Annotated in this window: 15 protein-coding genes; 3 read left to right on the top strand and 12 right to left on the bottom strand. The window is 48.5% G+C overall.

Annotated features, from left to right (window positions below):
* Positions 1-43 precede the first annotated feature (43 nt).
* Both AC58UX_RS24340 and AC58UX_RS24335 read left to right on the top strand, forming a co-directional pair.
* Positions 44-985: a diguanylate cyclase domain-containing protein gene (locus AC58UX_RS24340; RefSeq protein WP_497257525.1), complete on the top strand. Its 942-nt coding sequence runs from the start codon at positions 44-46 to the stop codon at positions 983-985.
* A gap of 151 nt (positions 986-1,136) precedes the next feature.
* Positions 1,137-2,762: an S-layer homology domain-containing protein gene (locus tag AC58UX_RS24335; protein ID WP_497257523.1), complete on the top strand. Its 1,626-nt coding sequence runs from the start codon at positions 1,137-1,139 to the stop codon at positions 2,760-2,762.
* Between the two features lie 42 nt (positions 2,763-2,804).
* On the opposite strand, the gene AC58UX_RS24330 is transcribed toward AC58UX_RS24335, so the two are convergent.
* The 5 genes from AC58UX_RS24330 to AC58UX_RS24310 form a co-directional block, all read right to left on the bottom strand.
* A complete protein-coding gene (locus AC58UX_RS24330) occupies positions 2,805-3,329 on the bottom strand; it encodes a spore germination protein GerPE (RefSeq protein ID WP_497257521.1) in 525 nt (174 codons plus the stop codon).
* 3 nt (positions 3,330-3,332) lie between these two features.
* Positions 3,333-3,515 carry a spore germination protein GerPD gene (locus tag AC58UX_RS24325; protein ID WP_497257519.1) on the bottom strand — a complete coding sequence of 61 codons (183 nt, stop codon included), beginning with the start codon at positions 3,513-3,515 and terminating at the stop codon, positions 3,333-3,335.
* Between the two features lie 20 nt (positions 3,516-3,535).
* Entirely contained in the window at positions 3,536-4,246 is a 711-nt protein-coding gene (gerPC, locus tag AC58UX_RS24320; protein WP_497257518.1) for a spore germination protein GerPC, read from the bottom strand.
* Positions 4,247-4,322: 76 nt separating this feature from the next.
* Complete coding sequence (locus AC58UX_RS24315) at positions 4,323-4,532, bottom strand: spore germination protein GerPB (protein WP_310501772.1); 210 nt, start codon at positions 4,530-4,532, stop codon at positions 4,323-4,325.
* A 35-nt stretch (positions 4,533-4,567) separates the two neighbouring features.
* Positions 4,568-4,792: a spore germination protein gene (locus AC58UX_RS24310; protein WP_056610720.1), complete on the bottom strand. Its 225-nt coding sequence runs from the start codon at positions 4,790-4,792 to the stop codon at positions 4,568-4,570.
* Positions 4,793-4,921: 129 nt separating this feature from the next.
* Here AC58UX_RS24310 and AC58UX_RS24305 point away from each other — a divergent pair, with 129 nt between their 5' ends.
* Positions 4,922-5,380 carry a hypothetical protein gene (locus AC58UX_RS24305; protein ID WP_497257516.1) on the top strand — a complete coding sequence of 153 codons (459 nt, stop codon included), beginning with the start codon at positions 4,922-4,924 and terminating at the stop codon, positions 5,378-5,380.
* Between the two features lie 482 nt (positions 5,381-5,862).
* Here the strand turns inward: AC58UX_RS24305 and AC58UX_RS24300 are convergent, their stop codons facing one another.
* The 7 genes from AC58UX_RS24300 to AC58UX_RS24270 all read right to left on the bottom strand — a co-directional run bounded on the left by AC58UX_RS24300 (position 5,863) and on the right by AC58UX_RS24270 (position 12,466).
* Positions 5,863-6,405, bottom strand: a complete 543-nt coding sequence (locus AC58UX_RS24300) for a C40 family peptidase (RefSeq protein WP_497257514.1) — start codon at positions 6,403-6,405, stop codon at positions 5,863-5,865.
* Positions 6,406-6,609: 204 nt separating this feature from the next.
* Entirely contained in the window at positions 6,610-7,971 is a 1,362-nt protein-coding gene (locus tag AC58UX_RS24295; RefSeq protein WP_497257512.1) for a sensor histidine kinase, read from the bottom strand.
* Positions 7,968-8,702, bottom strand: a complete 735-nt coding sequence (locus AC58UX_RS24290; protein ID WP_497257510.1) for a response regulator transcription factor — start codon at positions 8,700-8,702, stop codon at positions 7,968-7,970. The genes AC58UX_RS24295 and AC58UX_RS24290 overlap by 4 nt, the downstream gene beginning before the upstream one ends.
* A 28-nt stretch (positions 8,703-8,730) precedes the next feature.
* Positions 8,731-9,582 (bottom strand): PIG-L deacetylase family protein, encoded by an 852-nt coding sequence (locus tag AC58UX_RS24285; RefSeq protein WP_497257508.1) that lies wholly within the window; start codon positions 9,580-9,582, stop codon positions 8,731-8,733.
* Positions 9,583-9,663: 81 nt separating this feature from the next.
* Positions 9,664-9,867 carry a hypothetical protein gene (locus AC58UX_RS24280; RefSeq protein ID WP_497257506.1) on the bottom strand — a complete coding sequence of 68 codons (204 nt, stop codon included), beginning with the start codon at positions 9,865-9,867 and terminating at the stop codon, positions 9,664-9,666.
* Complete coding sequence (locus tag AC58UX_RS24275) at positions 9,867-11,030, bottom strand: Ger(x)C family spore germination protein (RefSeq protein ID WP_497257504.1); 1,164 nt, start codon at positions 11,028-11,030, stop codon at positions 9,867-9,869. Before AC58UX_RS24275 ends, AC58UX_RS24280 begins: the two co-directional genes overlap by 1 nt.
* Entirely contained in the window at positions 11,030-12,466 is a 1,437-nt protein-coding gene (locus AC58UX_RS24270; RefSeq protein ID WP_497257502.1) for a spore germination protein, read from the bottom strand. Before AC58UX_RS24270 ends, AC58UX_RS24275 begins: the two co-directional genes overlap by 1 nt.
* Position 12,467: the final 1 nt, after the last annotated feature.

Below are 12,467 nucleotides of genomic sequence, written 5' to 3'. Positions count from 1 at the left end.
ACCAAAGTCTCTATGTAAAGCATAAGAGGAGGTGGCAGAGAATATGCAGGATGGAATAGAAGCTAACTTTATCAAACGATCAAAGGTGCCGAAGATGTCGCTCGCACGTCAAATTATCGAGCAATCTTGGGATTTATATTGCCAGCTGGATATAGAAGGTAATCTAGTCTACGCTTCGGAACGGTTTCAAGAGTTGTTCGGATACGTACCTTATCATGTAGATCAAATCATGGAGGCTGTTGACTCGGAGTTTCGAGTAGATGTGTATAGATTGTTCATGCATACCTTAAAAATGAAATCTAGCTCTAAATTAGAGTTCCGAGTGAGAGGAACAAATGAGGTCCACATATGGATGGAGTGTACGGCAATTCCGCTTCGTGATGAAACGGGTGAACTCATCGAGATGGCTTTCGGACTAACGGACTGTACACAGCGCAAAAATCAGGAGAGCCGCCTCATTGCGATGGCTTTTCACGATCCATTGACGGGCTTGCCGAATCGCCGACTGTTTAAAGAGCAGTTGCATCATCTGCTGCAGCAGGCGATACGAACAGATCGTGCATTTGCTCTGCTGTATGTCGATATTGATGATTTCAAAATCATTAATGATACGATGGGACACGATATCGGGGATGCGTTTTTGCAGGATTTTGTTGACCGGATCCAAGGTTGTTTACGAGAAATTGATATATTCGCCCGCATGGGAGGGGATGAGTTTACGATTTTATTGCCAGCTGTGGACTGTCAGAAGCATGTTGAAAGCATCGCTCAGCGCATCTTAGCGAGTGTTGAGAAGGCATGGGACGTTCAGGGGCACGTGTTTCGCTCAACAGTTAGCATGGGGATTACGATGTATCGGAATGATCTAACGGATGTCACGCAGATGATGAAGGAAGTCGATATCGCCCTGTACCAAGTGAAGGGAAAGGGCCGCAATCACTATCAATTTTATACACAGGAGTTATCTGCTGTAACCACAGGGTGATGAATATGCATGACAAAATAAACCGTTGCACAAGCGTTTCATCGCTCTGTTGTAACGTTTTTTTGCGTTTGCCCAGTATTTACTCGTAGCGATTTTGATAGATTTCTAGGATGATAGAAGGAATTGAACTGAATGAATAGGGGGAGACAAGATGAAATTAAGCAGTGGAAGGCGTAAGCTTGTCGTTGCCCTAATCATGGTAGGGGCGTTGGGTCAGGTAACGTTTATGCACAAGAGTGAGGTGCTTGCCGGGGCTACCGCGGCTCAGGGGAAATTTAATATGTCGTATTTGTTCTCTGGAGGACCTAGCACGTATATCTCGCAAGTTAATAAAAGCGGTGAGACCTTAGATATGGTGGCGCCGAGTTATTTTCATTTAAAGGAAGACGGGAGCCTAGAAGTAACGGATCTGCAAGCTTCTTTCATCACGGAGATGCATAAGCAGGGGAAAAAGGTTGTCCCTTTCCTAAGCAATGATTTCGATCAAACAGTAGGCGAAAAAGCAATTGATGGGCGTGAAAAGCTAGCCAAGGAGCTTGCCGCTGTTATCAAAGAGAATGATCTAGATGGCGTACAATTGGATATCGAAAATGTAGGTGCTGCGTACCGCGACAAATACACGGATTTTGTTAAAAAGCTGCGCGAACAGATCCCGAGTACGAAGGAGGTTTCCGTCGCTGTAGCTGCGAATCCAACAGGCGTTACGACGGGGTGGATCGGACTGTATGACTATAAAGCATTGGCTGCTTATAGTGATTACTTGATGGTGATGACCTACGATGAGAGCTATCCTGGCGATCCTTCGCCGGGTCCTGTTGCTAGCTTACCCTTTGTCGAGAAATCCATTCAGTATGCGCTAACCCAAGCGCCAGCGAACAAAATTGTACTCGGCTTGCCACTGTATGGCCGTTATTGGAATCAAGATCCCGCATCCAACGGGGCGGGGATTCCTGCGCGAAGCGTTCAAAAGCTTGTAGATCAGTACAGCGGAACGATCCGTTATGACAAAGCTAGTCAGTCGCCTGTTGCGACATTTACGATTCAAGCATCCGATGTGAAGGCTAGAGTGAAGGATTTAACCGCGGGCACATACACGGTTTGGTTCGATAATGAACAATCGATGAAAGCTAAGCTTAAGCTCGTCGGGAAATATCAATTGAAAGGCACCGGGAGCTGGAGCTTGAATCAAGAGGCAGACGATACGTGGAGCTATTATCAGCTGTGGGCGGACGGTTTTTACTTCTCGGATATGCAAAAGCACTGGGCGCAGGCCGACGTCCTGAACGTCGCGAATCGCGGCTGGATGGTCGGCACAGCCGCCGATGCGTTCGCGCCTGACGCGGCGCTCACAAGGGCAGAAGCGGCGACGATTATGGTGCGCGCGCTTGGCTTAGAGGGAGTGGCGACAGGTAGCGCCACGTTCACTGATGTGCCGGCGACCCACTGGGCGTCGCCGTATATCGGGATCGCGCAGCAGCATGAGCTGATGCAGGGCATCAGCAATGATCGCTTCGCGCCCGATCAGAGCATGACGCGGGAGCAGATGAGTGTGCTGCTCTCCCGCGCCTTAAAGCTGACCATGCCGGCTAGCGGCGGCGTGGCGAAGAAGTTCACGGACGTGCCAGCGGATAGCTGGTCGGCAGAGGCCATTGCTGCTATGAGCAGCAGGGGGCTTGTCGACGGCTTCGAGGGCGGCACGTTCCGCCCGCGCGCGTCCTTGACGCGCGCCGAGATGGCAGCGCTGCTGAGCCGCGCGCAGCCGCTGCTCACGAAGTGAGCAGCATGAAGAGCCCGCCCCTTTGAGGGGACGGGCACTTTGTCATGGCGCAGCAGGTGTAGATTGATACTGTTGGGTGACGAACACAATGCGCGGCGGCTTATTTTCTGCTACTGATGACGATGATGGCGGCTTAGGAATGTTGCCAATCGTATCATCTGTCCCTGTATAGACGAATGTTGTTTGTTCCTTGGGTCCGGGTTTATCGGTTACGAATTGGCGAATATTTTTGATGCGTGTTTCGGATCTGCTGACGCGGTTACTGCCAATCTGAAAGAGGGAAGAGGCCGCGACCCCAAGAATGCGGACGTTTCGAACGGTGATATAGCTCCCTAAGTTATCCACACACATTGTGAATGGCTCGGGGGGCTGAGGGATTGGAAAAGGTCGTTGGTAGAAGGGATAAGCCGCAAAGCTGCCCTCGTTTCCATAATAGATCGGCACTTCGCGTTGAACAGCAAAAACCCTGTTCTGCAGGGCTGTATACACATTATCCCCCACATGTACGGTGCTGGATGAACCTAAAGAATTCATATAAATATTGCCCACAATAGATAAGCGCACCATAGCCTATTCCTCCGAAGGGAGTGGAACAAATGGCGCAATAATAACAGACTCAGGCGGCGTATCAAACATCGAAGACAGGGAGATGACTTCCGTATCGCCTATGAGGAAAATCGAAGCACTCGCAACCCCGACAATGCGGACGTCGCCTACACAGATTTGTTTATTGTGTACATTCAAATTAAACATCGCTTGGCCCTCTTTCCTGTTTATTTCGGTAAGCTGGATATGTAAGTCTCAATTGCGGTAAGGATGTCATTTTTCGTTTTGTCCATAATGTTAGTGGTGACAGCCTCCAACGGTTCTTTAAACCCTACGCTGCGATATTGGTTCACATAATGCTGAATACGTGTATCCAACTGCTTGCGAATATCATCTATGATCAAATCCTTGTAATCATCGTCGAGTGGATGCTGATATTTATGTTCAAGGTTGTTGATATCGGCCTGTACCCCGAACTGCAAATACTGTTCAATGCCGCTAGCAACCTCCGATTGAATGTCTTTCCCTTGTGTGCCAGGTGTTCCGCGCCCCGGTATTTGGCCTGCGCCGATCCCTGCATTGGGCACCGTCCCTTGATATTGCCCGCCTTGATAAAAAGGATTCATATCCATGGCTCCCATGCCTGGGCCATTGCCCTCCTTGTTCAAGGAGTTCCCATTCACGCTCAAATCCTCAATCTGATCCAGCGCGCTAGGGCTGATGCCGATCGTAAGTGTACCGTCTAGCTTTTCAACCTTCAGCTGGTCGAAATTATATTCAATTTTATCGATGTGAATTCGCTTCTCTTCTTTTAAAGCCTTCAGTTCCGTTTGCAGCTTGCTTACAGTTTGTTCTAGCTTATCAATGCGCTGCTTCTGCATCTCAATACAGGCGGTGATCTGCTGGGCCCATTGCTGCCATGTAATCGGGTTATTCATGTGGGAAAGCACCTCCTTAAGGACATCTTCCTAAGCCTGGCTAATCTTGAACCGCGTGAATATGTCTCTCCTGAAATTAGGTTGCTGGCGGCAATGGAACTAGCGCTACAGGATTGACCTCACTCGTTCCAAGTTCAGGAGCAGGCTCAACGAAGCCGCCAGTATTGTACAAATTAGACAACGAGCGAATCGATCCCGCCGTTCCAATCTGGAGGACAGAGGAGTTGGCGACTGAGTTCACTTTTAATTGTTGAATCATAATGGTTTGATGGATGGTCCAGTTCATTGTCCGTGGAACACCTCGCTCTAGGCTGACGATTGTCAGAGGATATTACCGCTCGCATTCGCATCAATGAAGTCAGAATCATTGGTGACCGTCGTACTGTAAGTATTATAGACACGAGGGAAATCCCCAGTGTTAAATGAACCGGCTCCGGCAAAAGTCTTGGAGGAGCTAGTGGGTGAAATAATAAAGGAATCGCCAAAATGAACGACAGAGCTGGAACCGACACTTATAATTTTCACATTCCCGACGATAGCTGGCATAATCCGATCCCCCTTGCGTTATCACACCTACAGTATATGAGGTATCCGCCTAGAGGTGCTCTGTATTTTCGGAAGGGTGTCACATCGGGCTGTAGGCACATATACTGTTAGCAAAATGAGGTGATAGGCTTGAGCGGATTTAATCGCCATCCTTGGCTGAAGTGGGAACAGGTTGAAAAGTTTCTTGGACAAAAGCTGCCGTTCGCCGAAAAAGGGCAGACCTTTCTAGATAATATGACGTGGGCTGAAGGATATGTACAGGACATGCTGAAAAAAGCGATGCCAGGTCTGGATGCCAGTATTTCATCCTCTGGAACCATCGGAACAGAAATATTTGAGACGCATGAACACGTCATTATCAAGGTGAAAATCAGCAAAGAAGAAGACCCGCGGGCGCTTCAAGTGTTTGTAAAATCGAATCAAATCAAGTTAACAGGCTTTGCTAACGGCAAGCCTCGACTCGTAAAAGTCCCTACGCTGGTGCTGCCGCGAACAGCCAATGTTACTTACAAGCAGCGACTATTGGAGATCAAGGTACGTAAGCGCGGTTTGAAGGAGAACTATCATGAGGCGTACATTCGGTACTAGTAACCGCGTCGGCAAGGAACGGAACCCCCTCTGGCTAATAGCTAAGGGGGTTCTTTGGTGAATGGTTGTATGCTTGCAGCCCGCCCTATCGCCACTATCCCTTTCACTCAGGTCAGCGAGAGCTGGTTCATATCCTGAGCCAAGGGGATAGTGCCCAAAGAGTGGGGGATGGGGTGATGTTCGAACGGACACAATGGCAGTTAATTCGGTTAAATTAGCTCCTTTCAGGAGCTAATGGACACTATAACAGCTATTTTGGCGAAATAACCCCATATAGCATAATTTTCACCCGAATAGTGACGACTGTGTCCGTTAGCTGGGAGAGGGTGCTGGTGCTGGTTTGGTCTTGATCTTGATCTTGATTGCAGAGGCGAGAGGCGAGAGCTGGATACTAGATGCGAGCGGACTGCTCCAACGCAAAAAGAGCCCAACTAGATGGAAAAATTCCATCTAATCAGACTCCCAGCTTCATTTACTGTCTACTACAACACGCGACGTGCCGTCATATAACGGGAAGACCACGTTCCGCTGTAAAGATCGGTAACGCGCACACCGCCCGCGCCGTAGGTTTGAAGGATTTTATTATTACCTGCATAAATCCCTACGTGGTGAATGACCCCCGGCTTACCAGGGATCGAGAAGAACACCAAATCACCAACACGCAGGTTGCTGCGGGATACGTACTTACCTACTTTAGCTTGCTGTTGGGATGTACGCGGCAAGTTAACGCCTACTTTTTTATATACATATTGCGTGAAAGAGGAGCAGTCAAAGTTACGTGTTTGACCAGACTTCGCACCGAACTTGTACGGTGTGCCTAAATATCTTTTACCAATGGAAATGACCTGACTGCCTCGGGATGTTGACGTTGCTGAAGCTGTAAGCGCTGTAGCATTGGTTACTTCTGAAGATGTAGCCGCTTCCGCTTTACCTGGTGCACCAGCTGCAAATACTGATAATCCTATAGATACGGACAATGCCGTCACGACTAATTTTTTGTACCAAGTTTGTTGTGGGTTTTTCATAGGGTTTTGCCTCCTTAGAGTTTTCGATGAGTTTTCGCGTTGACTCTTCTTCGTACTCGAAGTTTTGCGATGTGGTTGTCCACCTGAGACTCAGTATAGCAGATGAAAATCACCCTATTATTTACCATGCAACCTTGTACTTCGTGCTATATCAAGGGGAAAGCTCAATTCTGAGAGAATGATGAGAATCCCCTTAGAATGTTCTTATTGACAGGATTGTGGAAGCGTTACAATGGCTGTGGAGCCTAGGCCTAGACTGCTTTGAAGCTCTATTGTTCCTTGATGTTTTTGCACGATATGTTGGGCGATTGCGAGTCCAAGACCTGCTCCGCCGAGCTTGCGATTCCTAGCTTTATCGGAACGATAGAAGCGGTCAAAGACATGAGGGAGATCCTCTTCCGCGATGCCAATGCCTTGATCCATGACTTTAAGAATCACTCGTTTATCATGCAAGCTGATGCGAATATCAACGATCTTTTGACTATATTTTAAGGCGTTGTCTATTAAAATAATAAGCAATTGCCTGATCTGATAGGGATCCCCTGTCATCGGCAGCTCTTTCATATCCAGCTCGGATTGAACGCGAATCTCTCGTGAGGAAGTGACGCGGAGTGACGCGGCGGTTTGCTCTACGAGTGGAATAAGGTCGAAGTCCGTATTTTGCTCACAGTTGTGGCGGGTATTCGTGAGTGACAGTAGATTTTGCGTGAGCAGCTTGAGCTGAGCGGACTCCGACACTATGGCTTCTAATGCTTCTTCCCGCAATTGATCGTTGCTGGAGGCCCATCTCCGCAGCAGGCTGGCATAGCTTTCAATAATCGTAAGCGGTGTTCTAAGCTCATGGGAGGCATCGGCGAGGAATTGCTCCTGTTTACGAAACATCTCCTGCAGTCTGTCAATCATGCGATTAAAGGTGGTGCCCAGCATCTTCAGTTCGTCATTGGCTTTCTTGTCAGGCAGTGTAATGTGGCGGAATGATCCGCTGTTCTCAATGTTTTGCATCGTTGCGATGAGCTGCTGAAGCGGTCGAAATAAGACATTGGTATAAAAATAACCCCCGATTAGGGCCAATATGAGCGCACCAATGGAAGTCAAAACAAGAATCGAGATCAACATTTCAGAGTAAATGCCCAGCCTTCGCAGGTTTCGGCCTATTTCCAAGAGCGCAACCTGCTTACCATCTTTATATACAGGTGTCCGAACGAAGAGGATGATGCCATCGGCATCCGTTATTAAGGCTTCTGACGGCTTGGTTGCATAGCTGGCAGGATAACTAGCAAGAGTCGTATCTGAATAGATCTGATGAGCGACCTTCGAGTCAGGTGTAATATAGCGCAGCATTTCTTGCGGAATCAGCAGCTCATCCATCTGCATATTGTCCTTCCAATATTCCGGATGATTGGGCAAATCCTTCATCAGCAAAGCGCTGGCTTTTTCCTTCAAAAGGTCAATTTCGCCTTTCGTAGTGACACGAATGAACATGTAGTACACGAAGGTAAAGCTAAAAAACAGAATGACCATCAAGCCGACGGATACCCATAGCGTAATTTTTAGTCTTAGACTCATAAGGACTCCTGGTCATCTGTAGGCTGAGAGCTGCCGTCTGATGGTGTCTTAATTAAGTAGCCAATGCCTCGAATCGTCTGAATCAGCTTGGTGGTGAAGGGCTTGTCCACTTTTTGACGTAAGTAGCGGATATACACATCGACGACATTGGTATCCCCGATAAAATCATAGCCCCACACGTCTGTGATGATTTGTTCCCGCGACATGACCTCGTCCTGGTGTTGAATCAAGAAGCGCAGCAAATCAAACTCCGTGGGCGTCAGCTCGATGGCAATGCCCTCGCGCGTGACAGCGCGGCTCTTCAAGTCCATGGTGAGCTCATCGATTTTGAGCAAATGATCTTGTTCAGGAATTTGCTCTTGCAGGCTCTTCTGCCGGAGAAGACTGCGAATGCGAGCTAGCAGCTCGACGGTTGCAAAAGGCTTCGTCACATAATCGTTAGCGCCTTGATCCAGTCCGCTGACGCGATCCGGGATGGCATCCCGTGCGGTTAGCAGAATAACAGGCAGGGAGGCGTTCACCTGCCTGATGCGTCTGAGGACTTCCAGACCGTTGAGTTCGGGGAGCATAACGTCAAGGAGGACGAGATCCCAGCCCTCTTCACTTAACGCAGCTTGAAGTCCTGTCCGTCCATCCTCACATATGAGCACCTCATAGCCTTCATGCTCAAGCTCCAGCTGCAGTACACGTGCGATTCGTTCTTCATCTTCAATCAACAAAATGCGGCTCATAGCGGATTACTTCCTCCCTTCATTTTTATCACCGGTTCGGCATCCAGAAAATTTCTTCGCTTTTGATAAAAGATTGCAGAAATTCCGGTTCAACAGGAATCTGCGATCGGTAAGCAAGCAGCGCCTGCCATTTGCAATAAGCTTGACCCAGCGTCATCGGTCGGCGGATTGGCGGAGGCCAAGGAACATGCAAGGGGACACGTTGAACATCTACCATATGAGCCTCGAAAGGAAGCTCTGGTGTGATACCGCGCGGCCAAGGCCACTGAGATTCGGAGCCGCTGTGGATAAGATACGTGTAGATCACACCCGTGTAACCAAGCTCCGAGGCGGCCTCCATCACGAAAGAATGGGAGGCTGCATGGTCAGGATGCGTATCAGCGGCATCTGTGACATAGATCTCTTTGGGCTGCAGCATCGTAATTAACGCCTTGGTGTCGGCGAGGGCGCATGCTCTACGATAGGGAGCTGGGCATCCATAAACCTCCGAATGGAAATCAGGTACCAGTGCACCATAGGTTGCCTGCCGCTGCGTAAAACGCTGCTGAAAAGGCGGCATCGTTCCTGTTGTGGCATACACACGGCCAAGCCCGGCATCGGGATAGCTAAGGAACGTGAGATCCTGTGGGCGAAGGCCAATCAGCGCGGCTGCTGCCATCGCCTCAATCTGGCGGATACTCGCAAGCTCCAAATAATGCGCTGGTCCAAGTTCCTCAGGACGCTTATTGAACAGGAGGGTGGCTGCTTCGGGATAGCCATCTCCATTGGTGAAGAACACCACATGAACCCTTTTACCACAGGCAATGGCGTTCATGATCGTGCCGGCCGTCCCGAGTATTTCGTCATCCGGGTGCGGGGCAAATATAAGCAAATCAACCATCTTAGGCGCACTTCCTCCCTACATCACATCAACCGAAATGATATCAATGTATGTAGGCAGGGGCGGAAACGTGAGCTATCCTTACTTCCAACCAGGGAATAATGGTTTCGTTGGCTCGGGCAGCCGGAATCCGCCAATAAAGGCACAACCGAGTCCCCAAGCAATAATCATCCAGATGAGGAAAAGGAACGCTTGCTTACGGCTCCCATTTTTCTTCCAATAAGACATTTGCTGAATGGTGATGAGGATCGACGTAATCGTAAGCGCAGTTAGTTTGAGCCACATTACTCGCTCACCACATCCTCTCGCAAATAGTAAGGTGCGCCTTGAACACCAATTTGAAAAATATTTGCGGAAACCTTCGTTTGGACATCGACTCCAGGAAAGATGTCATCCCAGTCCTTCTCTAACTTTTTCCATATTTTTGGATACTTGCGATAGACGAATTGCCCAAGACCAGCGCTGTCCGTTTTATAGGTATTTTGCAGGGTGTGAAAAAGTTTCTTGTAGATCTCCGTGATTTGCTCTTGAAAGGATACGTTGAGCTCTTCCATGACAGCAGGATCGCTAGGGTCTAGTTTCGTTCGATTGTTCATAATCCGACCAGTAGCTGTAATGTCCAGAGTAAATTGCGGTTGATCGTTTACGATTTTTACATGCTTCTTTACTGTTAATTTGGTAATACGTACCGACAAGTTGTTTTTCTGATTGGCCAAGGAAACATCCACGTCCCCGATGGCTTTCCTTCCTAGTAAGCCTGTTAGAGCAAAAGCCTGCATCCCCTCAACGTAGCCTACTAAGGTGGTTTTGTTAAATAAGGCAATACTGCTGAGAAAAAGTTTTCCATCCGTGTCCTTAGAGAAGGCAGCGGCAACAGGCTCAATGCCGGTAGCAGCGGAGGAAGCGTAGAAATTGCGGAGCATGGATGGCACTTGCATTTTGCGAACAATGATTTCACGCAGAGCCTCTTCCTTCGTGGCCTCCAACGGATACTCGGATTCGACGAGACTTTTGGCATCTGTATCCCGCGCGATGATGATGAAGGTGCGTAGCCGGTTCTTGGGATTCCTCGAGAGAAAATCCAGTAAGGGGGCTATATCTTGCCGGGCAAGAGCTTCTCCTACCATAAAGATGCGGCGGTGTGAAGGCAGTCCATCTCTAGAAAGCTTGCGCTCAAGCTTTGCGCTCATCGCTTCAACATTTTCACCGTAATCGACGATTGGCATATAAGTTTTTTGCTGCGTTCCACCACTTGTCGTTAATTGACCTGCACCAATCGATTTCGGAATCGCGATCTGGACATAGCCACGGTACTTGCCCGTATCTGGCATGAGATCAAATGCAGAGAGCTGCAAGATGGCGATATCATTAATTTCTTTCCGATCCCAGCAGCCCGTCAACAGGATAAGAAGCATGATGGATGTCAGGAATAGACGTGTTTTTCTCATCATTCATGCCTCTTCTTATTCGACTTCGGCGATGTTGAGACTAAATCCTTATCAATAAGCCAGTGCGGGGAACGAACAAGGAAGTCACGCAACCCCTTTAGTCTTAAAGGCGCAATCGGGGCTAAGTAAGGAACACCTACGGAGCGGATCCCTGTCAAATAAATGGCAAGTGTAAATAGTCCGAGCAGGATCCCAACGAAACCTAATGTCCCTGCTAGTAAGAGCAGCAGCAAACGCATGATCCGAATTGAAAAGGTCATATTATAGCGAGGAATCATGAAGGAAGCGATCCCCGTTACAGAAACAACGATGACCATTGGGGTTGATACGATACCTGCTTGCACAACCGCTTGTCCGATGACGAGAGCGCCGACAATGCTGACGGTTTGTCCCATAACGCGAGGTAAGCGAAGTATCGCTTCACGGAGTGCTTCGAACGTAATTTCCATAATGAGCGCCTCGACGATAGCTGGAAAAGGAGATGCTTCACGGGCCCCTGCGACAGCTAGTAATAAATTTGTCGGTAACATTTCAGGATGGAAGGTTGTAATAGCAACGTAGAGTGAAGGCAATAGAAGGGCCAAGATAATGGACAAAGAGCGAATAAATCGTATAAAGGTTGCGCTCGTGAACATCAAATAGTAGTCTTCGCTGGACTGAAAGGCCGACCAGAAATGGAAGGGGGCAATCAAGACGAAGGGGGTATTATTGGTGAAAATAGCTACTTTTCCTTCGAGAAGTGATCCAGCGACTACGTCGGGTCTTTCGGTATATTCCATGGTTGGGAAAATGCTGTAGGGATTATCTCGGATCATCTCCTCGATATAGTTGCTCTCGAGCACCGCGTCAATGCGAATCGCAGATAGCCGTTTGGTAATTTCATCGACAATTCCTTGATCCGCGATCCCTTCCAAATAGATCAATCGCACTTCCGTTTGACTGAGGGCGCCGATCTGCCAGGTTTTGATCCGCATTTTGTCTGTTTTTAGGCGACGACGCAACAAAGCGACATTCGTCTCCAACATTTCGGTAAAGCCCTCTCTGGGGCCGCGTACACCTGACTCTGTCTCGGGCTGTTCAATGCCGCGGTGCGGCATACAGGCCAGATTGGCTAGAATCGCCTTAAGCTGACCTTGTTCGGCTATCATCACAAAGCCCGTCAGCAGATTTTCAATCAGTGTATCGAAGTGTTCGGTATGTATGACTTCAGGCGTTAAAAGATGTGAGGAAAGAGTATCCGTCGTTAGCTGCGCTTCAGTTAAGGGTTTGGTTATCTCTCGCTCTATACGTTCAGCATCCACCAACCCCGAGATGTAGGCAATAAGTGTAGTGCGTATATGTATAAATACCAAATCAGGGTCATGATCGAGCTGTTGAATGATATCAGCTTGAAGCTGTGCGATATCGATCGTGTAATCCACAGGAGTTTGTTGCATC

It is taken from the genome of Paenibacillus sp. J22P90 (genome assembly GCF_059692195.1).
This window is presented reverse-complemented; position numbering and strand designations above follow the sequence as displayed.